This window comes from Kitasatospora sp. NPDC001547, assembly GCF_042894165.1.
In the GTDB taxonomy this organism is placed as follows: Bacteria; Actinomycetota; Actinomycetes; order Streptomycetales; family Streptomycetaceae; genus Kitasatospora.
On record NZ_JBIAVL010000008.1, the window covers coordinates 121,827 to 145,003 of the forward strand.

The 23,177-nt window shown below is 74.7% G+C and carries 18 protein-coding genes; 4 read left to right on the plus strand and 14 right to left on the minus strand.

The features are described 5' to 3' along the window. Nucleotides 1-31 precede the first annotated feature (31 nt). Nucleotides 32-925, plus strand: coding sequence for a mycothiol conjugate amidase Mca (gene mca, locus ACFY0X_RS17325; protein ID WP_387755211.1), 894 nt, complete (start codon nt 32-34; stop codon nt 923-925). A gap of 104 nt (nt 926-1,029) precedes the next feature. On the opposite strand, the gene ACFY0X_RS17330 is transcribed toward mca, so the two are convergent. The 12 genes from ACFY0X_RS17330 to ACFY0X_RS17385 all read right to left on the minus strand — a co-directional run bounded on the left by ACFY0X_RS17330 (nt 1,030) and on the right by ACFY0X_RS17385 (nt 17,682). Further along, nucleotides 1,030-2,526 carry a PHB depolymerase family esterase gene (locus ACFY0X_RS17330; RefSeq protein ID WP_387755214.1) on the minus strand — a complete coding sequence of 499 codons (1,497 nt, stop codon included), beginning with the start codon at nt 2,524-2,526 and terminating at the stop codon, nt 1,030-1,032. A gap of 265 nt (nt 2,527-2,791) precedes the next feature. Then, nucleotides 2,792-3,790 carry a YdcF family protein gene (locus ACFY0X_RS17335; protein ID WP_387755217.1) on the minus strand — a complete coding sequence of 333 codons (999 nt, stop codon included), beginning with the start codon at nt 3,788-3,790 and terminating at the stop codon, nt 2,792-2,794. 74 nt (nt 3,791-3,864) lie between these two features. After that, on the minus strand, nt 3,865-4,827 hold the full coding sequence (pip, locus tag ACFY0X_RS17340) for a prolyl aminopeptidase (RefSeq protein WP_387755219.1): 963 nt from the start codon (nt 4,825-4,827) through the stop codon (nt 3,865-3,867). Nucleotides 4,828-5,045: 218 nt separating this feature from the next. Next, on the minus strand, nt 5,046-5,930 hold the full coding sequence (locus tag ACFY0X_RS17345; RefSeq protein ID WP_387755222.1) for a lysophospholipid acyltransferase family protein: 885 nt from the start codon (nt 5,928-5,930) through the stop codon (nt 5,046-5,048). Beyond that, entirely contained in the window at nt 5,927-6,760 is an 834-nt protein-coding gene (locus ACFY0X_RS17350; protein ID WP_387755225.1) for a GNAT family N-acetyltransferase, read from the minus strand. The genes ACFY0X_RS17345 and ACFY0X_RS17350 overlap by 4 nt, the downstream gene beginning before the upstream one ends. A gap of 350 nt (nt 6,761-7,110) precedes the next feature. Further along, nucleotides 7,111-8,514, minus strand: coding sequence for a serine hydrolase domain-containing protein (locus ACFY0X_RS17355; protein WP_387755228.1), 1,404 nt, complete (start codon nt 8,512-8,514; stop codon nt 7,111-7,113). Between the two features lie 194 nt (nt 8,515-8,708). Continuing rightward, nucleotides 8,709-10,034, minus strand: a complete 1,326-nt coding sequence (locus ACFY0X_RS17360) for a M1 family metallopeptidase (protein ID WP_387755722.1) — start codon at nt 10,032-10,034, stop codon at nt 8,709-8,711. A 47-nt stretch (nt 10,035-10,081) separates the two neighbouring features. Continuing rightward, a complete protein-coding gene (locus tag ACFY0X_RS17365) occupies nt 10,082-14,068 on the minus strand; it encodes a Pls/PosA family non-ribosomal peptide synthetase (RefSeq protein ID WP_387755230.1) in 3,987 nt (1,328 codons plus the stop codon). A 392-nt stretch (nt 14,069-14,460) separates the two neighbouring features. Continuing rightward, entirely contained in the window at nt 14,461-15,324 is an 864-nt protein-coding gene (locus ACFY0X_RS17370) for an NmrA family NAD(P)-binding protein (RefSeq protein WP_387755233.1), read from the minus strand. Continuing rightward, nucleotides 15,321-15,809, minus strand: coding sequence for a hypothetical protein (locus ACFY0X_RS17375; RefSeq protein WP_387755236.1), 489 nt, complete (start codon nt 15,807-15,809; stop codon nt 15,321-15,323). The genes ACFY0X_RS17370 and ACFY0X_RS17375 overlap by 4 nt, the downstream gene beginning before the upstream one ends. 113 nt (nt 15,810-15,922) lie before the next feature. Next, nucleotides 15,923-16,444, minus strand: coding sequence for a MarR family winged helix-turn-helix transcriptional regulator (locus tag ACFY0X_RS17380; RefSeq protein WP_387755239.1), 522 nt, complete (start codon nt 16,442-16,444; stop codon nt 15,923-15,925). Nucleotides 16,445-16,500: 56 nt separating this feature from the next. Beyond that, the gene (locus ACFY0X_RS17385; protein ID WP_387755241.1) at nt 16,501-17,682 is read right to left on the minus strand and encodes an FAD-dependent monooxygenase; all 1,182 of its coding nucleotides are present in this window, start codon (nt 17,680-17,682) and stop codon (nt 16,501-16,503) included. Between the two features lie 235 nt (nt 17,683-17,917). Between ACFY0X_RS17385 and ACFY0X_RS17390 the strand changes: the two genes are divergently transcribed. Then, complete coding sequence (locus tag ACFY0X_RS17390) at nt 17,918-18,523, plus strand: TetR/AcrR family transcriptional regulator (protein ID WP_387755243.1); 606 nt, start codon at nt 17,918-17,920, stop codon at nt 18,521-18,523. Between the two features lie 52 nt (nt 18,524-18,575). Here the strand turns inward: ACFY0X_RS17390 and ACFY0X_RS17395 are convergent, their stop codons facing one another. Beyond that, nucleotides 18,576-19,250: a TetR/AcrR family transcriptional regulator C-terminal domain-containing protein gene (locus tag ACFY0X_RS17395; RefSeq protein WP_387755246.1), complete on the minus strand. Its 675-nt coding sequence runs from the start codon at nt 19,248-19,250 to the stop codon at nt 18,576-18,578. Nucleotides 19,251-19,381: 131 nt separating this feature from the next. Between ACFY0X_RS17395 and ACFY0X_RS17400 the strand changes: the two genes are divergently transcribed. After that, entirely contained in the window at nt 19,382-19,714 is a 333-nt protein-coding gene (locus tag ACFY0X_RS17400; protein ID WP_387755249.1) for a hypothetical protein, read from the plus strand. A 233-nt stretch (nt 19,715-19,947) separates the two neighbouring features. Beyond that, nucleotides 19,948-21,567, plus strand: coding sequence for an alpha/beta hydrolase (locus tag ACFY0X_RS17405; RefSeq protein ID WP_387755252.1), 1,620 nt, complete (start codon nt 19,948-19,950; stop codon nt 21,565-21,567). A gap of 562 nt (nt 21,568-22,129) precedes the next feature. On the opposite strand, the gene ACFY0X_RS17410 is transcribed toward ACFY0X_RS17405, so the two are convergent. Continuing rightward, complete coding sequence (locus tag ACFY0X_RS17410; RefSeq protein ID WP_387755254.1) at nt 22,130-22,861, minus strand: ABC transporter ATP-binding protein; 732 nt, start codon at nt 22,859-22,861, stop codon at nt 22,130-22,132. Nucleotides 22,862-23,177: the final 316 nt, after the last annotated feature.

Below are 23,177 nucleotides of genomic sequence, written 5' to 3' on the forward strand. Positions count from 1 at the left end.
GGTTCCCGACCCCCCAGGCATGGAGGTACCCGTGTTCACCCGTCACCCCGGCGGCCTGCGGCTGCTCAGCGTGCACGCGCACCCCGACGACGAGTCCAGCAAGGGCGCGGCCACCCTCGCCCGGTACGCCGCCGAGGGCGTGGACGTCCTGGTCGCCACCTGTACCGGCGGCGAGCGCGGCTCGGTGCTCAACCCGGCCATGGACCGGCCCGAGGTCCGGGCCGACATCGCCCGCGTCCGGCGCGAGGAGATGGCCGCCGCCCGGGAGATCCTCGGCGTGCGCCAGCAGTTCCTCGGCTTCGTCGACTCCGGGATGCCCGGGGAGGGCGAGCCGCTGCCGGAGGGCTGCTTCGCCGCCCAGCCGGTGGAACTGGCGGCGGAGCCGTTGGTCGCCCTGATCCGGGAGTTCCGCCCGCAGGTGGTGATCACCTACGACGAGACCGGCGGCTACCCGCACCCGGACCACGTGATGACCCACCGGGTCACCGTGGCGGCCGTCGAAGCCGCCGCCGACCCGGAGCGCCACCCCGGGCTGGGCGGGCCCTGGCAGGTGGCCAAGCTCTACTACCACCTGGCGCTCTCCCGGGCCTGGTTCCAGGCCCTGCACGAGGCCATGACGGAACGGGGCCTGCGCTCGGAGATGGGCGAGCTGCTCGCCGGCTGGCCCGACACCCCGCCCGCCCTGGCGACCACCACCCGGATAGCGTGCGCCGAGCAGTTCGCCGTACGGGACGCGGCGATGCTGGCGCACGCCACCCAGGTCCAGCCGGGTGTGGCCTTCATGGCCCACCCGCGGGACATCGAGCGCGAGGTCTGGCCGACCGAGGACTACCACCTGGCCCGGAGCCTGGCGCCGGCGCCCGGCGCGGGTGAGGTCGAGACCGACCTGTTCGCCGGGCTCCGGGCGGGGGTGGGGGCGGGGTGAGCTCCGGGGTGGGCGCGGTGGACGCATTGGGCGTGGCGATGCGGGCGTTCGCGGCGGGGCGGGCGGTCGGGGCGGTGCTCGGCCGCGTGCCGGCTGTCATCCGTTCAGCACTGGCCGTCGGCGAGAACGTAGTACCCCGGGCCGGTCTGCTTCAGGGTGTGGGTGACGAAGGTGTTCCAGAGCCCCATGCTCTGGCCCGAGCCGAGGGCGTAGGCGAGGCCGCCGCTCTGGGTGGCCCGGCCGGCCTGCACGTGCGCGTAGTTGCTGGCGGTGTAGCACTGGGACGTGCCCCCGCCCGGGGTGGTCGCCGTCACCGCCGCCGACCGGGTGCCGACCGCGCCCGACCCGTCGACCGCCGCCACGGTGTAGCTGTACGTGGTGCCGGCCGCGAGCCCGGTGTCGGTGAACGCCGTGCCGGTCGCACTGCCGACCTGGCCGCCGTCGCGGAAGACCTGGTACGAGGCGGCGCCGCTGACGGCCTGCCAGGTGAGGGCGATCGAACCGGAGGCCGCGGTCGCGGTCAGCCCGGTCGGGGCCGGCAGCCCGGGGTCGGCGGGGCCGGAGCCGCCGTCCAGCCCCCAGAACCGCGCGGTGTGGTAGCCGGAGCAGATCGTGTCGAGGAAGTAGGCGCCGGTCGCCCCGCACTGGTCGGCACCGGAGCCCGGGTCCACGGCCAGGCCGTGCCCCATCCCGCTGATCGTGAACAGGGCCACGGCGGGCTTGCCGCTCGCGTCGGCGTAGAGCTCCTCGGTGGTGCCGCCGGGGAGGCTTCGGGTGCTGGTCGGCTGACGGCCGATGCCCTGGACGTCGGTCCACTGGTCCCGCAGCTCGGTCGAGTTCACCGGCCTGACCACGGTGTCGGCGGTGCCCTGCCAGATCGCGACCCTGGGCCACGGCCCGGTGTACCCCGGGTACGCGGCCCGGACCTTGTCGCCCCACTGGGCCGGGGTGAGCCGCTGGTCGGAGTTCTGGCAGCCGGAGGCGGCGGCCTGAGTGGCGGCGCAGTGGGCGGGCAGGCCGGAGTCGATCGCCCCGCCGGCGAACACGTCCGGGTAGTCGGCCAGCAGGTCGGCGGCCATCCCGCCGCCCGCCGAGAGCCCGGTGACGAACACCCGGTGCGAGTCCGAGCCGTACAGGGACTCGGCCTTGGTGACCATCTCGACCACCGACTCGGCCTCGCCGACGCCCCGGGCGGCCTCGTTCGCGTCGAACCAGCTGAAGCACGAGAGGCTGTTGTTGGCGCTGCTGGTCTGCGGGAACACCACCGCGAAGCCGTACTGGTCGGCAAACTTTGTCCAGCCGGAGTTGCGGTAGTAGTCGGTGGCGCTCTGGACGCAGCCGTGCAGCGCCACCACCAGGGGAGCGCCGCCGGGCAGTCCGGCGGGGGTGTAGGTGTACATCGCGAGGTTGCCCGGGTTGGTGCCGAACCCGGTGACCTGCTGGAAGCTGCCGCTCGTGGCCGTGGCCGTGGCCGTAGCCGTGGTGCGGGAGGGTGCGGCGGAGGCCGGGGCGGGGGCGGCGGCGGCCGCAGCGGGCGCGGTGGTGCCGAGTGCGAGAGTGACGGCGGTGAGCAGTGCCGCCGCGGCGGGGCGCAAGGGCATGGGGACTCCTGGGTGGGGGAGGAGTGGGGGCCTGTCCCGTGCAGCGTGGCGCGCCCCGCGGCCCGGTGCCATGTGGCGGTCATCCGAGGTCCGCCGCCGGGCATGGCACGGGCCGCCATGGTTCCGCCGCCCCGGAGCGCGCCCGGGGCGACCACCGGAGGCCGCACCCGCACCGTGCCGCACCGCACCGGCGCCCGCACCGCACCGTGCCGCACCGCACCGCACCGGCACCTGCACCGCACCGGGCGGGCGGGACCGGGGTGGATCAGAGGGCCACGAGCACGCCGCACAGGGCGATGAAGCCGCAGATCCCGAAGTTGACCAGCTTGTGCGAGAGGAAGATCGCGGCGAACTCGCGGATGGTGGCGCTCGGCCAGTAGTACCGGGCGGTGGGCGAGCCGAAGACGTGGCCGTTGACGCCGGTCTGCCGGGCGAGCAGGGCGGCCCGGAAGGCGTGGAAGTTGTTGGTGACCACGACGCACCGGTAGCCGGGCTTGGCCTGCTCCATGATGGCCTTGCTGAAGAGCAGGTTCTCCTCGGTGGTGCGGGAGCGGTCCTCCCGCTCCAGGTGCTCCTCGGGGAAGCCGCGCTCGACCAGGTAGTCGGCCATCGCGTGGGACTCCGGCAGCTTCTCGTCCGGCCCCTGGCCGCCCGAGGTGATCAGCACCGGCGGGTTGCCGCGGGCGGCCTGCTTCTCGTACACCTCGTGGCCCCGGTTCAGCCGGCTGGCGAGCAGCGGCGGGACGCGCTCGCCACCGATCAGCCCGGAGCCGAGCACCACCACGAAGTCCACGTCCTGGCGCGGCCGGTGGCGGCCGTACAGGAAGGCGTAGCCGACGAAGCAGGTGAACAGGAAGGAGACGTAGCCGACCACCAGCACCGCGGTGCCCGCCAGGGCGGCCAGTTGCCGGGAGTGGACGACGAGGGCCGCGACCAGCAGCCCGATGACCCCGAGGATGCCGAGGCCGGCGAGCAGCGACAGCAGGTTGGCCGGCCGCCTGCCCTCCTTGCGGATCATGGTCAGGCCGTTGGCGAGCAGGAACCAGACCAGGGCCGCCGTGCCGAAGGCCGGGAGGATGACGATGAGGGCCGCGACGAGCGTGACCACCACGCCGGGCGCCTTGCGGAGTTCGGCGAGCAGGGCGAGGGAGAGGAGGGAGACGGCGATGCCGAGCAGGACGGCGTTGCTGAACTGGCGGCGGTCGCGTAGTACCCCGATTCCGAACAACAGGAAGAACAGGGCGGCTGGGGCATAGGCGATCATGCGTCGTATGGTAGGCCTTCCTCGGTCTGGACCATTCGTACGGAAGGCCCAACCGCCCCGGGGCTCATGGCCGATCAGGCGAAGCGTTCGATCGCGGCCAGGACGGCGTCCCTCATCTGCGGGCTCCCGGTGTGCCCGGCCTCGTCGATGACCGTCAGTCGGGCGTCCGGCCAGACCTTGACCAGCTGCCAGGCGGTGTCGACCGGTCCGCCGAGGTCCAGCCGACCGTGGATCAGTTCGCCGGGGATTCCGGCCAGCCGCCCGGCGTCGCGCAGCAGTTGGCCGTCCGGCAGGAAGGCCTGGTGCGAGAAGTAGTGCGCGGTGATCCGGGTGAAGGCCATCACGGCGTCGGAGGGTCGGTCGGTGTACGCGTTCGGCTTGCCCAGGGACTCGTGCGAGATGACCGCGTCCTCCCAGGTGGCCCAGGCGTTGGCGGCGGCCCGCCGGACGGACTCGTCGGTGCTGTTGAGCAGCCGGCTGTACGCGGCGAGCAGGGCGGAGGTGTCCCCGTCCCGGTCGGCGGGCGGAAGGAAGTCCCGGAACTCCTCCCAGGCGCCGGGCAGGAAGCGGCCCACGCCCCGGTAGAGCCAGTCGGTCTCCTCCGGGCGGGTCATGGTGACCCCGCAGATCACGATCGCGGAGACCCGCTCCGGGTGGGCCTGGGCGTACGCGAGGATCAGCGTGGAGCCCCAGGAGCCGCCGTACAGCAGCCACTTGTCGATGCCGAGGTGCTCGCGCAGCCGCTCCATGTCGGCGATCAGGTGCGCGGTGGTGTTGTGCTCCAGGCTGGTCGACGGGTCGGCGGCGGACGGCAGGCTGAGCCCGCAGCCGCGCTGGTCGAACTGGACGAGGTGGTAGCGCTCCGGGTCGAAGTGGCGCCGGGAGCCCGGGCTGTGGCCGGAGCCGGGCCCGCCGTGCACCACCACGGCGGGCGTTCCGGCCGGGTTCCCGGAGGCGTTCCAGTGCATCAGCTGCCCGTCGCCGACATCCAACAGGCCTTGTGCGTACGGCTCGTAGAGGGGATACGGCTCGGGCATCGGTGACTCCTCCGTGATCGTACGAGCGGACCCGGGGAGCCTACCCCGGTGTCGGACCCCGAGGCGGCCCGTCCGCGGCCGGCGGGGTGGGCGGGGGCGCTCCGCCCTGCCGGACCGTGGGAGGAGCCGGTCCGCAGTCCGCCGCGGCAGCAGTCCGCCGCGGCAGCAGTCCGTCCCATCAGCAGCCCGCCGCCGCAGCCCGCCGCACCGGCGGCCGGTCAGCGGATGCCCTCGACCGCCGCCTGCGCCGTGCGGGCCAGCTCGCGCCGGGCTCCGGCCCGGCCGGGCTGCGGGCCGGGCGGCGGTATCGGCGGCAGGAAGGTCACGTCGGCGACCAGCCCGCGGGCGGCGACCACCCGGGCGAGCGAGGTGAGCAGCCCGTCGTCCCCGATGAAGGCGGGCACACTGGTCGGCCGCCCGTCCGCCAGCCGGTAGCGGATCGTCACCGGCTGGACGTCGGCGCCAGCCTCCACCGCGGCCTGGAACAGCGCGGGCCGGAAGCGGCCGCTCTCCCGCCCGCACCAGGTCGACCCCTCCGGGAAGACGATCACCGGGTGCCCGGAGCGCAGCACCTCGGCCACCGCCGCCACGGTGTCCGGCAGGGTCCGCAGCCGGTCGCGGTCCAGGAACACGGTGCCGCCCCAGGCGATCAGCGGGCCGAGCACCGGCCACTGCCGGACCTCGGTCTTGGCCAGCGACCGGCCGGGCCGCCCGGCGGCGAGCAGCGGTATGTCCAGCCAGGACACGTGGTTGGCCACCACGAGCACCCCGGCGCCCGCGCCCGCGCCGCCCGCGCCGCCACCGCCCGCGCCGCCGCCGCCCGCGCCCGCGCGCGGGCCCGCGCCGGACTCCGGTCCGTCGGGCCCGGTGAGGTGGACGGTCACCCCCAGGGTGCGCAGCACCACCCGCGCCCAGAGCCGGACCAGCCGGTCCCGGGCCCGTTCCGGGAACAGCCGGACCGGCAGGCTGAGCACGATCCCCGCCAGCACGGCGGCCAGACAGGCCGTCAGCCGCAGCGCCCGCCGGGGGTGGGAGACCTCCGGCGAGGCTTCGGCCAGGCAGGTCTCGGGCCGGCAGGTCGCCGTGGGCAGCCAGACGCTCATGACGAGGCGCCCGAGGCGGGTACGCCGGACAGGAAGTGCCGCAGGTAGCGGGGGTCGGTGCGCTCCAGCGACAGCAGCACGTACAGGTCGGCGCAGTCGAAGTCCGGGTCGTACGCGGGCTCGCCGCAGACCCAGGCGCCGAGCCGCAGGTAGCCGCGGAGCAAGGCCGGCAGCGCGCCCCGCTCGGCGCGGGCCACCCCGGTGGCGTCCCAGCGGCGGTGCGGGGCGACCCGGTACTCCTCGGGCGCCAGGTGCTTGGCGCTGACGGTGTCCCAGACCCGGGCCGCGGTGGCGCCGCCGTCCGCCAGCTCGATCGAGCAGCAGCCGCCGACCCAGGTGTTGCCGGTGTCGGCGAGGTAGCGCGCTATGCCGCCCCACATCAGGTTGATGACGGCGCCGTTGCCCCGGTGGTCCGGGTGGATGCAGGAGCGCCCGAGCTCGACCAGGCCGGGGCGGAGCGGCGCGAGCGCGGAGAGGTCGAACTCGCCGTCGGAGTACAGCCGGCCGGCCCGGCGGGCGGCCTCGGGGCGCAGCAGCCGGTAGGTGCCGACGACGGCGCCCTGCTCGCCCTCGCGGACCAGCAGGTGGTCGCAGTACTCGTCGAACGGGTCGACGTCCAGACCGGCGACCGGGCTGTGCAGCACGGCGCCCAGTTCGGCGCCGAAGACCTGGTGGCGCAGCCGCTGGGCGGCGCGCACGTCGTCCTCGTCGCGGGCGAGGGAGACGGTGTACGCGGCCGGGGCGGCGGGCCGGGGGCGGGGCGCGGGGACCGCCGGGGCGTCGTGGGTGGTGGCGACTGCGGACGGAGCGTACGTGGGGACGGTGGTCATGGCGGACCCTCCAGGGCAGCACGATCGGCGGTGCCGTGGATCGCCAGGGCACCGTCCCGGTCCGCAGGCGGTTGGGCATGGACGCGAACCGGTCCCCGTATGTCTCTCCGAGCCGGTTGGCATTTATGTTGCGGCCCGGGGGATCGCAGATGTGCACCTGTTGAATGGGACCACCCGTGGCCCGGCGGTCATCTGCCCGGCACCGGGCGGTCGTCCGCCGAGGGTGGACAGCAGACGCCACGGGGGCGTACGGCCGTGCCGCACACCCCCGTCGTCACCTCGCGGTTGTCAGATCGCGCTCGTCACGCCGCTGCTTTCACGCCGCTGTGGTGCCGGTCGCGACGCGCGGCTCAGAAGGCCCGCCAGCCCTCCGGGTCGACCCCGCCGGGGACGGCGCCCGCCGGTCCGTACGGCTCGCGGGTGTAGACGAAGGAGCCGATGTCGAGGTGGCTGACCGTGCCGTCGGGGTGGCGGACCACCCGCAGGGTCTCGCCCGCGTAGTAGTTCTCCGCGCCGGTCCAGGTGCCGTCCGGCTCGGGCAGGAACCGCGAGCCCCGGCCGGTGCCGGTGAGCGGGGTGAGCTCCAGCACCCGCCCGGGCAGCAGCCGCAGGGCGGCCGGGGCGGCGCCCCAGTACCAGGGGCCGGTGAGCTCCAGCAGCTCGTCGTCCACCTCGCTCAGCGGGCGCCACGGTTCGGGCAGCCGGGGTTCGAGCTCGGCGGTGAGCGCGATCAACTGGGCGGCCAGCGACGCGGCGCTGGCGCCGCTGGTGGCGTTGGAGAGGGCGTACGCGGCCAGGCCGTCGGCCTCGCTGATCCACAGGCCCGCGGTGAAGCCGGGCATCGAGCCCGTGTGCCCGTACAGCAACCGGCCCTCGTGGCGGCGCAGTTGCAGGCCGAGGCCGTAGCCGCCGGCCCACTCGGTGTCGTCCGGGGCGACGGCGGGGCGGCGCATCTCGGCGAGGGTGTGGGCGGACAGCACCTTGTCGTCGCCCGCCGTCAGGAATGCCGCCCAGCGGGCCAGGTCGGCGACGGTGGACCAGAGTTGGCCGGCCGGGCCCATCAGGCCGGTGTCGGTGAGCGGCTCGGGGAGCATGACGTCGGCCCAGGGGTGGACGGCGAAGCCCCCGGCGTGCGGGTGCTCGGGGAGCAGTGTGGTGCGGTCCATGCCGAGCGGGGCGAGCACCTCGCGGCGCAGCACCTCGCCCCAGGTCTCACCGCGCAACCTCTCCACCAGCGCGCCGAGCAGCGCGTAGCCGGTGTTGGAGTAGTGGAACACCCGCCCTGTCGGGTGCTTCGACGGCCGCTCGGCCTCCAGGAGGTCGCCGAGTTCGGGGCGCAGCGTGCCCTCGGTCCGCTCCCACCAGGGGGCGGGGGTCTCGGCGGTCAGGCCGGAGGAGTGCGAGAGCAGCTGGGCGACGGTCGCCCCGTCGGCGGGGGTGCCGGGCAGGTGGCGGGAGAGCGGGTCGGCGAGGTCGAGCAGGCCCTCGTCTCGCAGCCGCAGCACCAGGACGGCGACGAAGGTCTTGGTGAGCGAGCCGATCCGGTACTGGACGTCCGGGGTCGGCGCGTGCCCGTCGACCATGCTGCGGGCGCCGCTCCACACCGGCTGCCCGTCGCGCAGCACCCCGGCGACCATCGAGGGCGTGCGTCCCTCGGACTGGGCGACGGCGAGCCGGTGCAGCAGGGCGCGGCGGGTGGCGGGCAGCAGCTCGTGGGGCGGATCGGTCAGGTGGGCTTCTGGACTCATCGACATGTGCACGGACAGTAGCCCAACCCGGCCCCGGGGCCGACCGAATAACCCCGCCGAGCACTCCGGGCGAACAACGCGGCCGATCTCACCCGCCGAGCACTCCGGCCGATCACCCCTGCCGAGCGCCCCCGGTCCGGACGGTCCCGAGAACGCCCCGGGCCCGGACGGTCCTGGAGACACCGGCCCGGCCGGAGCGCTCAGTCCGGCAGCGCCGGCAGCTCCGGCCGCTCCAGCCAGGCCTCGAACAGCGGGCCGAGCGGGGCGGCGGTGTACCGGGCGGCGTGCGCGCGCAGGTCGGCGGTGGTGACCACGCCGTGCCGGTTGGCGCCGGTCCAGTCCCGCAGCATCGCGAAGAAGGCGTCCTCGCCGAGGGCCCGCCGCAGCGCGTGCACCACCAGCCCGCCGCGCTGGTACAGCCGGTCGTCGAACATCAGCTTCCGGCCCGGGTCGCCGAGCCGCAGGTCCTGCGGCAGCCCGGCCAGCAGCCGGTGCGCGGCGGCGGCGTGCACGGCCGCGCCCGGGCCGCCGGCGTGCTCGGACCAGAGCCACTCCGCGTACTTGGCGAAGCCCTCGTTGAGCCAGATGTGCCGCCAGTCGGCGATCGTGACGCTGTTGCCGAACCACTGGTGGGCCAGCTCGTGGGCGATCAGCCGCTCGCGCTCCCAGCCGCCGCCCAGGTGGTTGGTGCCGAAGGTGGCGACGCCCTGCGCCTCCACCGGGACGTCCAGCTCCTCGTCCGCGACCACCACCGCGTACTCGCCGAACGGGTACGGGCCGAAGACGTCGCCGAAGTACGCAGCCATCTCCGGCTGCCGGGCGAAGTCCCGGGCGAACGCGGCGGCCAGGCGCTCCGGCACGTAGCCGGTCTGCGGCACCGCCGGGCGCACCGCCAGCGGCACCGGCCGGTAGTTCCCGATCGACACCGTCACCAGGTACGTCGGGGTGGGCGCGCTCTGCTCGTACACCCAAGTGGTGCTGGAGGCCCTGGTGGTGCGGGTCAGCAGCCGGCCGCCGGCCACCACCGTGAACGGGGACGGCGTGGTGACCGCCAGCTGGTAGGCGGCCTTGTCGGCGGGCCGGTCGTTGCACGGGAACCAGGACGGCGCGCCGACCGGCTGGCTCGCCACCAGCGCGCCCTCGGTCAGCTCCTCCCAGCCCAGGCCGCCCCACGGGCTGCGCACCGGGCGCGGGTTGCCGGTGTAGTGCACCTCGACGGTGAACGCCGCGCCCGGCGCGAGCGCCCTGGCCGGGCGGATCCGCAACTTCCCCGCGCGGTGGGTGTAGCGGGCGGCCCGGCCGTCGACCAGCACCCGCCCGATCCGGAACTCGGCGAGGTCGAGCGCGAACTCCGCCAGCGCCGCGTCCGCCACCGCGCTCAGCCGGGCCGAGCCGGCCAGCCGGTTGGGTCCGGGCCGGTAGTCCAGCGCCAGCTCGTAGCGGTGCACCCGGTAGCGGTGGTCGCCGCTGTTCGGGAAGTACGGGTCCGGGGCGGCGGCGGCCGCCGGGACGTGCTTGGGCTTCACGGGGACGTGCGCTTCCTGCGGGCCGGGACGGGGGGACGGGGAGGTGGTCACGACGTGGTCTGCCACGCCTCGATCGGATTGCCCAGCCACCGCGTGTCGGCGGGGACGGACTCGGCGCGCATCACCAGCGACGCCGGGCCCAGCGTGCTGCGCGCGCCCACCGTGCTGCCGGGCAGCACGATGCCGCCCGGGCCCAGGGTGGCGCCCTCGCGGAGGACCACAGTATCCATCCGCATGATCCGGTCGTGGAAGAGGTGCGTCTGCACCACGCAGCCCCGGTTGATCGTGACCCCGTCGCCGAGGGTGACGAGGTCGGCCTCCGGCAGCCAGTAGCTCTCGCACCAGACCCCGTGCCCGACGTGCGCGCCGAGCGAGCGCAGCCACAGGTTGAGCACCGGGGTGCCCGGCACCGCGCCGACCAACCACGGCACCGCCAGCATCTCCACGAAGGTGTCCGCCAGCTCGTTGCGCCACACGAAGCCGCTCCACAGCGGGTGCTCCACCGCCCGGAACCGTCCGACCAGCAGCCACTTCGCCGCCACCGCGACCAGGCAGGCCACCGTACCGGCGGCCAGCAGCACCAGGCCCGACAGCAGCGCGGCGGCCGGCGGCGAGCCGGCCGCCAGCCAGGACAGCGCCGCCACGGTCAGCAGGCCCAGCGCCCCCGAGGCCAGCACCGGCACCAGCCGGCCCAGTTCGACCAGCCCGCGCGCCCACAGCAGCCGGGCCGGCGGCTCGTAGGTCAGGCTCTGGTCGGCCCGGTCCGCGGAGCGCGGCAGCCGCATCGGCGGCATGCCCAGGTACGAGCCGCCCTTCTTCGCCTTCGCCGGGGTCGCCGACAGCACGCCCACCAGGCCGCGCTTGGGCACCGCGCGGCCCGGCGCGGTCATCCCCGAGTTCCCGAGGAACGCCCGCTCGCCGACCTTCGCCTCGCCGAGCCGCACCCAGCCGCCGCCCAGCTCGTACGGGGCCATCAGGGTGTCGTCGGCCAGGAACGCGCCGTCGCCGACCGTCGTCAGGCTGGGCAGCGCCAGCACCGTGGACACCTCCGCGCCCCGGCCGACCCGCATCCCGAGGGCGCGCAGCCACAGCGGCGTGACCAGGCCGGCGTAGAGCGGGAACAGCACCTCGCGGGCTCGATCCATCAGCTGGGTGACGGTCCACGCCTGCCAGCCCACCCGGCCGTGCAGCGGGTGCGTCCCGGGCACCAGGCCGATGCTCAGCAGCCGGACCAGCACCACCAGCTGCGCCGCGTACACCGCGCCGAACGCCAACGTGGCGGGCAGCAGACCGAGCAGCGCGCCGCCGAGCGCCGGGCCGAGGGCCGCGCCCTGGTCGACGAACCGGGACAGCACGGCCAGCGCGGCGAGCGCGGGCGGCACCGGGAGCAGGCCGAGCACGGCACCGCTGGCGCCGTACAGCGAGGCCCAGCGGGCCCGGCGGACCGGACGCTCCTCGGGCCAGTCGCGCTCGGCGCGGCCCAGCTTGACGGCGGGCGCGCCGCCCCAGCGCTGGCCGGTCGGCACCTGGCCGGTGACGCTGGAGCCGGCCGCCACCCGGGCGCGCTTGCCGACCCGGGCGCCGGGCAGCAGCGTCGAGCGGGTGCCGACCACGGCGCCGGAGCCGATCTTGACCTGGCCGATCAGCAGCCGGTCGCCGTCCAGCCAGTAGCCGCACAGGTCCACCTCGGCCTCGACCGCGCAGCCGCGGCCCAGCTTCAGCATCCCGGTGACCGGCGGCAGCGAGTGCAGGTCCACCTCGGGCGCGACCTTGGCGCCCAGCGCCCGGGCGTAGCGCACCAGCCAGGCGCCGGACAGCGAGTCCGCGCCGGTCAGCTCGGCGAGCCGCTCGGCGGTCCACAGCCGCAGGTGGACGGAGCCGCCGCGCGGGTGGCTGCCCGGGCGCACGCCGCGCAGCAGCAGCCGGGCGCCGCCCGCCGCGACGGCCAGCCGGCCCGGCGGGGTGAACAGCGCGAGCGCGCCCGCGCCGACCCACCACCAGGAGGCGGTGGGCGCCCACGGGTAGTCGCCGAGGTGGGTGAGCAGGTTCCCGGCGGCCAGCAGGGCCACCGTCCAGCGCAGCCCGACGACGGTGAACAGCGGGACCAACAGGAGCAGTTGGAGGAGCTTGGCCCGGGTCGGCACCAGGGTGACGGGGCGGGCCTCGGTGCTCTCGCCGGCGCTGCGCTCCAGGTGCCGGGCGAGCTTGCGCAGTGTCGGGTGCTGGTAGACGTCCAGCACGGCCGCGCTCGGGTAGCGGGTGCGCAGCAGGGTGGTCAGCCGGGCGGCGGCCAGGCTGCCGCCGCCGATGGCGAAGAAGTCGTCGCGCGGGCCGCCGACCCGGACGCCGAGGATCTCCGACCACTGCTCGGCCAGCCAGGCCTCGGTGCCGTAGAGCTGCTCGCCCGGGCCGGCGGTCTCCAGCTCGGGCAGCGGCCAGGGCAGGGCGTTGCGGTCGACTTTGCCGGAGGTCCGGGTGGGCAGGGCCTCGACGGTCGCCAGCAGCGGCACCAGGGCGGCGGGCAGCTCGGCGCGCAGCCGCTCGACGGCCTGCTCGCGGTCGAAGCCCTCCTGGACCACCAGGTAGCCGACCAGCAGCTGGTTGCCGCCGCGCGCGGTCCGTACGGCGGCGGCCGCGCCCGCCACCCCGGGCAGGGCCTGCAGGGCCGCGTCGACCTCGCCCAGCTCGATCCGGCGGCCGCCCAGCTTGATCTGCTCGTCGGTGCGGCCGAGGAACAGCAGGCCGGCCGGGTCGGCCTGGACGAGGTCGCCGCTGCGGTAGGCGCGTTCCCAGCCCAGCGAGGGCAGCGGCGCGTACTTCTCGGCGTCCTTCTCCGGGTCGAGGTAGCGGGCCAGGCCGACCCCGCCGATCACCAGCTGCCCGGTGCCGCCGGGCGCGACCGGCCGGCCGGCCTCGTCCACCACGGCGAGGTCCCAGCCGTCCAGCGGCAGGCCGATCCGCACCGGGCCGTCGCCGGTCAGCAGGGCGGCGCAGGCGACCACGGTGGCCTCGGTGGGGCCGTAGGTGTTCCACACCTCGCGGCCCTCGGTGACCAGCCGCTGCACCAGTTCGGGCGGGCAGGCCTCGCCGCCGAAGATCAGCAGCCGCACCTCGTTGAGCGCCTCGGCCGGCCACAGCGCGGCGAGCGTCGGGACGGTGGAGACGACGGTGATCTCCTGCTCGGCCAGCCAGGGGCCGAGGTCGGCGCCGCTGCGCACCTGGGAGCGGGGGACCGGTACCAGGCAGGCGCCGTGCCGCCAGGCCAGCCACATCTCCTCGCAGGAGGCGTCGAAGGCCACCGAGAGGCCGGCCATCACCCGGTCGCCGGGGCCGATCGGCTCCTCCTGGAGGAAGAGCGCGGCCTCGGCGTCCACGAAGGCGGCGGCGTTGCGGTGGGTGACGGCCACGCCCTTGGGCCTGCCGGTCGACCCGGAGGTGAAGATGATCCAGGCGTCGTCGGCCGGCGTGGGGCGGCGCTCCGGGGCGGGCGCGCGCTCGGCCGTCGTCGTCAGGCCGCGCCCGGTGCCGAGCACGGCGGCGACGGCGGCCTCGCCGAAGACCAGCTCGGCGCGCTCGTCCGGGTCCTCGGCGTCCACCGGGACGTACGCGGCCCCGGCGGCGAGCACCGCGAGGATCGAGACGTAGAGGTCGTTGGTGCCGGAGGGGACGCGCACGCCGACCCGGTCGCCGGGGCCGATCCCGGCGGCGGCCAGCCGGCGGCGCAGCTGCTCGACCTCGGCGGCCAGCGCGCGGTAGCTGAGCACGGTGCGGCCGTCGTCCAGGGCGGGTTCGTCGGGGTGGGCGCGGACGGTGGCGTCCAGCACGTCGACCAGGGTGCGCGGCGCGGTGGCCGGGCGGCCGGGGAATAGGGCGAGTTCCTGCTGCGGCTGCTGCCGCTGCACCGGCTGCACCGGCTGCACCGGCTGCACCGGCTGCACCGGCTGCTTCGGCGCGGCCTGCGGCGCCGGCTGCTGCGGGGCCGGCTCCTGCGGTGGCGCGGCGTAAAGCTCCGGGTGGCTCGGTTCAGCTGTCATGGCAGCCGTGCGCTCCTCGTCCTCGCCCCGTTCCGACCGATGCCCGGCCCCTGGGGCGGTGGGAGCACCGCCTGATCGGGTGACCCCACTCCGGGGCCGGAGCGGACAACCCGACCGATGGTAGCCCGGGTCCGACGACCCGGCAGGAGCGGGAACTCGGCCCAACTGGCTCTGAAATGACCGAATCTGACGTCACGTCAGCCGACAACTGAGGCTTCGTGTCATCGATGTGACGAGACGTCAGCGGAGTTGACGGAGCGTCAGGTTGATTTTCCGACCGTGACCCACGCCACACGGAGTGCTGCTCCCTCCGGGTGGCGGGCCGGGTCTCCCGGGTCTCCCGGGCCGAACCGTCCGGTCCGGGAGACCCGGCCCGCCGTGCTGCCCGGCGGTCAGCGGAACCGGTGCAGGTTCTCGCCGAGGAAGGCCTCCAGGGTGCGCGGGGCGCGTCCGGTGAGGCGGCGGAAGGTGTCGTCCGGCGTCTCCTCGCGGACCACCGCGAGCCGCTGGATCTCCACCACGTGGGTGGCCAGCCAGTCCGGCATCCCGGCCCGGCCGACCAGGTGGGCGTGCAGCTCGGCCGGGCTCAGGTCGAGGTAGCGGACCGGCCGGCCGAGCAGCTCGCTCAGCAGCGCGGTGAGCTCGGAGTGGCTGTAGGCCCGTCCGCCGGTGAGCGGATAGCTGCCGCCGGCCAGTTCGGGGCGGGTGAGCACCTCGGCCGCGGCGTCCCCGACGTCCCGGACGTCCACGTAGTTGCACCGCGCCTGCCCCAGCGCGCCGTGCACCACCCCGGCGGCGATGCCGGGGGCCAGGAGCAGCAGCTTCTGCATGAACGCGTACGGCCGCAGGACGGTCGCCGTGACGCCGGAGCGCCGAAGCCGCTCCTCGATCAGGTGGTGGCCGCGGGAGACGGCGACGGGGGAGTCCGGCTCGGCGGCGGGCGCCGAGACCTTGACGATGTGCTCCACTCCGCAGTCGACCGCCGCCTCGATCGCGTTCAGCTCGTACCGGACCTGCTGCGGGCCGTTGGCCATGGTGAGGAGGAGCTGGTGCGCGCCGCGGAACGCCGTGCGCAGGGAGGCCGGGTCGGCGGCGTCGGCCGGGGCGGTGGTGGTCCGGGCGAGCGTGTGCCCGTCCAGTGCGGCGGCCAGTCGGGCGGGGTCGCGGCTGAGGGCGCGGGACGGCGCGCCGAGCGCGGCGAGGCTGCGCAGGGTGGCGCCGCCGGTGGCGCCACCGGCGCCCATGATGACGATCATGACGTCTGCCTTTCGGGTCGGGGTGCGGCGGGGAGCCGGTGCTGAGCCGTACGGGCGGAGCGGCTGCCGCGCCAGCGCCAGGTGGTGATGGTGGCGGCGATCGCCGAGGAGACCGCCAGGTCGAGCGGGAGCCGACGCGGCCACGGGCTGTCGGCGAGGGCCGGGAGCTGCGGCAGCCAGTGGCCGGCGGCGAGGCCGACGGCCAGGCCGAGCGCCGCGGCGAACAGGCCGAGGGCGGCGGCCGCGAGCGCGCGCGGGGTCCGGGCGGGCCGGCTCCGGGCGGGGCGGCGGCGCAGCACGGCGCCGAGTGCGGCGGCCACCAGGGCGGAGGTGCCGCCGATGGTGGTGAGCGCGGCGGTCACCAGCTGCGGTTGGCCGGTGAGGGCTCCGCCGGCCCCGGCGGTGGCGGCGGGCATGGCGTAGGCGGCCAGGACCTCGCGCCACAGGACGAAGGGCGGGGGAGCGCCGGGAGCCTTCTTGCTCATGGGCGGAGCTTCCTCTCATAGGTGCTAAGGTGCCTAAGTATTTGTGCTTAGGTGCCTAACTATCCGGGCTGAAAGGAGGCGGGCCGCCGTCCGGCGGCCCGCCTCGGTGCGGATCAGTCCTCGGTGAGCGCGTCCATGCCCGCGACCACCCGGGCCAGCAGCTCCAGGAAGGTGGCGCGCTCCTCGACGGAGAGGCCGCCGACCAGTGCCTGCATCCGGGCGAAGTGCTCGGGCGCCAGTTCCCGCAGCCTGTCGGCGCCGCGCGCGGTGAGGATCACCACGTTGCCGCGGCCGTCCTCGGTGGACGGCCGGCGGGCCACCAGGCCCTCCCGCTCCAGACCGTCGACCAGGCCGGTCACCGTCGCCCGGGAGACGCCGAGGCTCGCCGCGAGCTGGGAGGGCGACTTCTCGCCGCCGTGGTCCTCCAGGTCCGCCAGCAGCCGGTAGCGGCCGGTGGAGAGGCCGAAGCGGCCGAAGTGCACCTCGCCGGCCTGGCCGATCCGGGCGCCCGCCGCCATCAGCCGGGCCGCGACCAGGATCGCCTGCGGATCGGCCGTGAGGCCGTAGCGGGCGATCTGGCGGCGGGCCTGGTCGAGGCTGGGGGCGGTGGGTCCGCTCTCGGGCTGCTGGGTCACGAGAAGTAATATGGCGCCTAATCTGATTCCCGGTCAAGTGGGCCGGGGCCTCGGGCCTACGCCAGGGTGGCGCGCGGCGCGATCCGGGGCGGCGTCCAGTCGGCGTGCCGCAGCACGGACCGGACCATCGCGCCGGGCGGGGTGAGCCGGATCGCGGCGTTGCGCAGGCCGACCGCCAGCGGGTGGGCGAGCTGCTGGCCCATCCGGCCGGCCCGGCGGGCGTCGCGGGCCACGGTCTGGCTGCGCGGGCGGCGGGCCGCGTCGTAGTGGGCGAGCGCGCCCTCGACCGTCCGGGACCCGGCGAGGGCCGCCGCCAGGGTCACCGCGTCCTCCAGGGCCTGGCAGGCGCCCTGGCCGAGGTGGGGCGTCATGGCGTGCGCCGCGTCGCCGAGCAGGGCGATCCGGCCCGAGACGTAGGACGGCAGCGGGGTGGCCAGCGCGTTGACGTCGTGGTGCAGCACCGCCTCCGGCCGGGTCGCGGCCAGCAGCGAGGGGATCGGTTCGTGCCAGCGCCCGAAGCGTCGGCGGACCTCGGTCAGCGGGTCCCGGTAGCGGACCCCGGCCGGGGCGTTCAGGACCGCGTGCCACTCGGCGGTGCCGTCCGGGAAGGCGATGTGGCCGAACTCCGCGCCGTGGCCCCAGGTCAGCTCGAAGTCGGCCTTCAGCCCGTCGATCGGGCGCTCGGTGATCGCCCGCAGCACCGTCGAGCCGCTGTACACCGGCCCGGGGTGGTCGGGGAAGAGGCGGCGCCGGAGCCGGCTGTTGATGCCGTCGGCCGCCACCAGGAGGTCGGCCTCCAGGGTGGTGCCGCCGACGCCGACCCGGACCCGGAACGGCCGGGTGGTGTCCACCTCGGCTACCTCGGTGCCGATGACGAGTGACTTGGCGGGCAGCGCCTCGCGCAGGATGCGGTGCAGCGCCGCGCGGGGGATGCCGACGATCGGTGCGCCCAGCTCGCGTTCCAGGGCCGCGCCGTCCATCGCGGCGAGCCGGCGGCCGTCCGGGGTCCGGGTGCCGCCGGTGTACTGGCGGCGGGCGGCCGCCTCGACGGCCTCGCCGACCCCCAGGGCGGCGAGCGCGCGCATCCCGTTGGCGGCCAGGGAGATGCCGGCGCCCGCGTCGTCCAGGACGGCCGCCCGCTCGACCACGGTCACGTCCCACCCCGCCAGCCGGAGCCCGATCGCGGCGGCCAGCCCGCCGATGCCGCCCCCGACCACCACCGCGCTGTTGCCGCTCATGCCCGGTCCTTCCCGTGTCGCCGCGCTGCTTTCTACAGCTGTAGAAGGAGCGTACTACGGGGCTGCCGACGGGCGGACGGGGGTGGGGGCGGGGCCGCCCGGGCAGTGCGGCGGCGGTCGGCGGCGGTCGGCGGCCGGTGGCGGTGGTCGACGGGGCGGTCGTTGGCGGCGGTCGGCGGCCGGGCCGGTCCGACGGGATGCGCGGTGGACGGCGCGGCCCCGGTAGAAAGGGGGGATGCGGCGACACGAGGACCAGAAGCGCGACGATGCGGGACGGCCGGACCGGCGGACGGTGTTGGCGGACGCCGCGATCGGGGTGCTGGCGGACCTCGGCGTGCGCGGACTGACCCACCGGGCGGTCGACGCGGCGGCCGGGCTGCCGGTCGGGACCACCTCGGCCTACCTGCGGACCAGGCAGGCGCTGCTCACCGCGCTGGTGCGGCGGCTGGTGGAGCTGGACCAGGGCGAGCTGCACGCCATGGGGCAGCAGGTGCCGGTCCGTTCGGCGGAGGAACTGGTGGACGGGATCCGGGAGTTGATGCGGCGACGGCTGTCCGGCGACGGGCGGCGGCGCTCGCTCGCCCGGTACGCCTGCGCGGTGGAGAGCGTACGCGACCCCGAGCTGCGCGAGATCCTCGTCCCCCGGGAGAACGCCGGGCGCGCCGCCGTCCGCGGGTTCCTCGCGGACCGGGGCGTGGCCGACCCGGACGGACGGACCACCACGTTGCTGGCCTGCATCGACGGCCTGGTCTTCGAGCACCTGGTGGGTGGCGGCGAGCCCGGGGCCGACGCGGTCCACGGGCTGGTGGCGGCCGCCCTCCGGGAGGCGGTCGCGGGCTGAGACGGGGTCGGCCGACCCCGTCCCGCGGGACGGCCGGCTGTGAGCCGTCCGATCAGGCCCCGGCCGCTCGGGCGTGCGCCAGTTCGGCGGCGTACCCGGCCAGCAGGATGCGCAGCGTGCGCCGGAAGCACTGCTCGGAGTCGAGGCCCTCGCCGGTCGCGAAGGCCCGCGCCAGGTGGGGGTAGACCTCCTGGTCCAGTGCGGCGAACTCCTCCGGGCGGGGCTCGGTGCCTTCGTGGTGGGGCGTCTCGCCGACCTCGCCCAGTGTGTGCCCGATGGTCCACCGGACGACGGAGTTGAGCACGTCGAGCGCGTCGCCGAGCGGGACGCCGTCCTCGTGGAGCACCGCGATGCCGCGCTCCAGCAGGGCGAGGGAGGCCGGCGTGGCGGCCGGGCGGGTGGCCAGCACGGTGAGCATGGCGGGGTGGTCGAGCAGCAGCCGGCGCAGCTCGACGGCGAACTCCCCGACGACCGCCGTCCACGGGCCCTCGGGTTCGGTGAACAGGCTCCCGGCCGACAGCTCCAGCAGGCGCTCCACCATGCCGTCCAGCAGGGCGGCCTTGCTGGGGACGTAGTAGTAGAGCGTCATGCCCTCGACGCCGAGCGCCGCTCCGAGTTTGCGGTTGGAGAGCGCGGCGAGGCCGTGCTCGTCGACGTAGGCGAGCGCGGCGTCGATGACCTTCTCGCGGGTCAGTCCCGTCCGCGGGCGGGTGCGCCGGGTCGGCATCGGTTCCTCCTCCGCCCCGGTGTGCTCCGGCCGGGGCTGTGCGGCTTGGGCCTTGACAAGTCTTGCAGTGCAAGAAAACAATACTCGGCGTCAACTTCTTGCACTGCAAGAAAAACTCTGGGGAGGATGCCGTGCAGCTCGTCGCCGTGATGGTGCGCAAGCTCAACGAGGGTGTGGAGTACGGGGAGTTCCGCAAGGCATGGATCCCGGACGAGGTGTTCCCGGACGACCCGCGCACCCGGGTGATCAGCGCCACCGCGCTGGAGGACTCGCGGGAGATCGTCACCATCGCGCTGATCGAGGGCGACCACGACCCGGAGTCCGTCGAGGCCTGGACGGAGCGGGTGGCCCCGGTCGAGGCGCGCCGCTTCGAGCGGATCAAGGACCTGGTCGGCCCGCCGAGCCTGAACGCCGTCTACCAGGTCGTCGCCGAGGACGACCTGTCGCGGCCGATCGCGCGATAGCGGTAGCCCCCGGGGTGCGGGCACGGGGATTCCGCACCCCCGGCCGACCGGCGGCCGATCGGCGACGCGGATGACACGCCATCAAATCAAATCAACCGTCAAGTTGGTTCATTCACAGAATGTTTCTCGACGGTTTCCGTGTCGGGCGGATGATTTGCGCCCCTCCCAGGTCTTCACACGGAGATCTCCGGCTGACAGGCTGGGGCCGCCCTTTTCAGTACCGAGGAGGTTCCTTGTCCCGCATATCCACGCTGGCCGGAGCGGTCACCTGCGCTCTCGCACTTGTCACCGGCACCGCCGTCGCCGCGTCGGCGGCGCCCGTCGACCAGGCCCCGGGCCTGCTCGAGGCGAAGGTCGACCCCGTCGCCTGGACGCCGTGCAACCCGGATCCGACCAAGCCGGACCCCGGTATCTACGACTGCGCCGTGTACCCCGTGCCGCTGGACTACGACAACCCGTCGGGTGAGAAGATCGGCATCGCCATGATGCGGCGGCGGGCGAGCGACCCGTCGAAGCGGATCGGCTCGCTGTTCCTCAACCCCGGCGGCCCGGGCGGCAGCGGTTACCTGTGGGCGACGACCAGCCGCTTCGGCGCCGAGGTGCAGTCCAAGTTCGACCTGGTCGGCTTCGACCCGCGCGGCGTGGCCCGGAGCAACCCGCTCAAGTGCTTCAAGACCCAGGAGGACGCCGACGCGGTCAACAACCGCATGGTCGGCGTGCCGGTCACCAAGGCCGAGATCAACGAGACGCTGGACGCCGACCAGGACTACACCGACGCGTGCAGCAAGAACGCCGGCCCGCTGATCGAGCACATGTCGACCATCAACGTGGTGCGCGACCTCGACCGGATGCGCCGCGCCGTCGGTGACTCCCAGCTCACCTTCGCCGGGTTCTCCTACGGCACGCTGATCGGTTCGACGTACGCCAACATGTACCCGAACAAGGTCCGCGCGATCATCGTCGACGGCAACGTCGACCCGAACCTGCGCCTGCACAACGGCCTGGAGTACGACCGCCAGCGGGCGAACGGCTTCGAGCTGGCCCTGGACGAGTTCCTCAAGCGCTGCCAGGCCGCCGGCGCCCCGCGCTGCGCCTTCGGCGAGGGCGACACCCGGGCCAAGTTCGACCAGCTCCGCGACCACCTGCGGACCAGCCCGATCACGCTGCCGAACGGCTCCAAGGTGACCCTCAGCAGCTTCACCGGCGAGGTCGCCAGCGCCCTGTACTCGCAGGCCAAGCTTGCCCCGCTGGCCAAGTCGCTGCAGGCCACCTACCAGGTGTTCCAGAAGCCGGCCGCGACCGCCCTGCTGGCCCCGCAGGCGAACGTCTCGGACGAGGACGCCAACCTGCTCTCGGTGGACGTCCCGCGGGCGGCGCTGCGGGAGGCCCCGGTGGACTCCGAGTACACCGCGGACGACTCCTACCTGGCCGTCAACTGCCAGGACAAGCCGTACCCCTCCAACGACCGGGTGTTCGCGAACGCGGCCAAGGCGTGGGAGAAGGACATGCCGACCTTCGGCCGCTACCAGGCCTTCGACGCGCCCGCGTGCGCGAGCTGGCCGGCCCCGGCCCGGGACGCCGAGCGCTTCTCCGGCCCGTGGAACAAGAAGACCTCCAACACCGTGATGGTGATCGGGAACCTCTACGACCCGGCCACCCAGTACAAGTTCGCCGAGCGGATGCAGCAGCAGCTCGGCAACGCGGTGCTGGTCAGCGTCGACTCGATCGAGCACTGCGCCGTGGGCCGCAGCCAGGCGCTGAACCAGCTGGTCACCCGCTACCTGGTGGACGGCACCGCGCCGGCGCCCGGCCAGCTGCTGAAGCCGGACGCGGAGATCTTCCCGGCGGTCTGACGGAACGGCCCCCGGTGACCCGGGGGCGGATGTGACGGTCGTGGTGGTCGGCTTCGCAGCCGGCCACCACGACCGTTTTCTGCGGACGAGTTCCCGGAGGGTCGGAAATGCGCGGAGAACGCGGCAGTGGATCGCCGTCGAACCTCCGGCGGAGTGGAATCCGGCGAGTTGTCGGCGACCGTGGCCCATGCCACTGACCATGGGATTCCGGTGCGAAGCCGGAGGCCGCCGCGGGGCGGCCCCGCCGAGAACGACGTACTGTCGCACCGTTGACAAAGAGATTCCCACGGCCGGAACTCCGCGTCGGCGTGCGGGCCGTCGGCTTTCCCGGGGTCGGGAAGGTGGGGGCGGCTCAGGTGGGGTGGGAATTCTCCCGGCGGCGGCCCGAGACCCAGGGCCCGTCCTCACCGCCGGCGCCCCGCGGGCATGGGAAGGCGCCGCAGGCGTGGGGATGAACGGCAGGCGTGCGGAGGGAACCCCGCGGGCGTGCGAAGGGCACCCCGCGGGCGTGGGGAGGCACCCCGCCTCCCCACGCCCGTGACCGACCCCGGGGCCCGCTCCGCTAGGCGGCCTGTTCCGCCGCCTCCTCGATGATCCGTCCGTCCCGGACCTCGATCACCCGGTCGGCGAGCCCCATCAGCGTCGGGTCGTGGGTGGCGACCAGCACCGTGACGCCCTCGCTGCGCACCACGGCGCGCAGCAGTTCCATGATCGAGCGGCCGGTCTCGGAGTCCAGCTGACCGGTCGGCTCGTCGGCGATGATCAGGCTGGGCTCGTTGGCCAGCGCACGGGCGATGGCGACGCGCTGCTGCTGGCCGCCGGAGAGCTCGCCGGGGCGCTGGTTGGCGTGGTCGGCCAGGCCGACCAGGGCGAGCAGGGCGTGGGCGCGCTCCTCGCGCTCGGCGGCCGGGGCCTTGCGCAGCCGCATGGGCACGCCGACGTTCTCGGCGGCGGTGAGCATCGGGATCAGCCCGAAGGACTGGAAGACGAACCCGATCCGCTCCCGCCGAAGGGCGAGCCGGCCGTCCTCGTCCAGTCCGGCGAGGTCGGTGCCGTCCAGCGCGATGGTGCCGCCGGTCGGTGTGTCCAGGCCGCCGACCAGGTTGAGCAGGGTGGTCTTGCCGGAGCCGGAGCGGCCCTTGAGCGCGGCGAGTTCGCCGCGACCGACGGTGAAGGAGACGCCGCGAAGGGCGTGCACGGCGCGCTCGCCGGTGCCGAAGCTCCGGCGGAGGTCGGTCACGGCCACCATCGGCCGGGTGGTGGTGTCGACAGTGGCGGCCTGATGCTGCGTCATGCGGCGTCCCCCTGTGGGCGGCGTGGCGGCCCGGTTCCATCCGGATCCCGTCCGGTTCTACGGATATGACTGCTCCGGCGGTTCACGTTCCCGGGCCGGAAACCGAGAAGGCGGTTCCCGGGTCAAAAGGGTGCGCCGAAGCCGGAGTTGTGAAGTGTGCATGGCATTCAAGCGGGGGCATCCCCGGCCCGGATGCTACCAAGGAAAGGAATTTGCTCACTGCTTACTTGATTCGCGCAAGTCCCTTCCGTTCCCGGATCGAATCTGACAGCATCGTCCGCTATCCGGCGACCGATTGCCGGGGATCAATGCGCCG

Bases quoted from the DNA above. Each gene is read 5' to 3' on its own strand.
- ACFY0X_RS17330 (WP_387755214.1), bottom strand. From the start codon at position 2,526: ATGCCCTTGCGCCCCGCCGCGGCGGCACTGCTCACCGCCGTCACTCTC.
- ACFY0X_RS17335 (WP_387755217.1), bottom strand. From the start codon at position 3,790: ATGATCGCCTATGCCCCAGCCGCCCTGTTCTTCCTGTTGTTCGGAATC.
- pip (WP_387755219.1), bottom strand. From the start codon at position 4,827: ATGCCCGAGCCGTATCCCCTCTACGAGCCGTACGCACAAGGCCTGTTG.
- ACFY0X_RS17345 (WP_387755222.1), bottom strand. From the start codon at position 5,930: ATGAGCGTCTGGCTGCCCACGGCGACCTGCCGGCCCGAGACCTGCCTG.
- ACFY0X_RS17350 (WP_387755225.1), bottom strand. From the start codon at position 6,760: ATGACCACCGTCCCCACGTACGCTCCGTCCGCAGTCGCCACCACCCAC.
- ACFY0X_RS17355 (WP_387755228.1), bottom strand. From the start codon at position 8,514: ATGTCGATGAGTCCAGAAGCCCACCTGACCGATCCGCCCCACGAGCTG.
- ACFY0X_RS17365 (WP_387755230.1), bottom strand. From the start codon at position 14,068: ATGACAGCTGAACCGAGCCACCCGGAGCTTTACGCCGCGCCACCGCAG.
- ACFY0X_RS17370 (WP_387755233.1), bottom strand. From the start codon at position 15,324: ATGATCGTCATCATGGGCGCCGGTGGCGCCACCGGCGGCGCCACCCTG.
- ACFY0X_RS17375 (WP_387755236.1), bottom strand. From the start codon at position 15,809: ATGAGCAAGAAGGCTCCCGGCGCTCCCCCGCCCTTCGTCCTGTGGCGC.
- ACFY0X_RS17385 (WP_387755241.1), bottom strand. From the start codon at position 17,682: ATGAGCGGCAACAGCGCGGTGGTGGTCGGGGGCGGCATCGGCGGGCTG.
- ACFY0X_RS17390 (WP_387755243.1), top strand. From the start codon at position 17,918: ATGCGGCGACACGAGGACCAGAAGCGCGACGATGCGGGACGGCCGGAC.
- ACFY0X_RS17395 (WP_387755246.1), bottom strand. From the start codon at position 19,250: ATGCCGACCCGGCGCACCCGCCCGCGGACGGGACTGACCCGCGAGAAG.
- ACFY0X_RS17410 (WP_387755254.1), bottom strand. From the start codon at position 22,861: ATGACGCAGCATCAGGCCGCCACTGTCGACACCACCACCCGGCCGATG.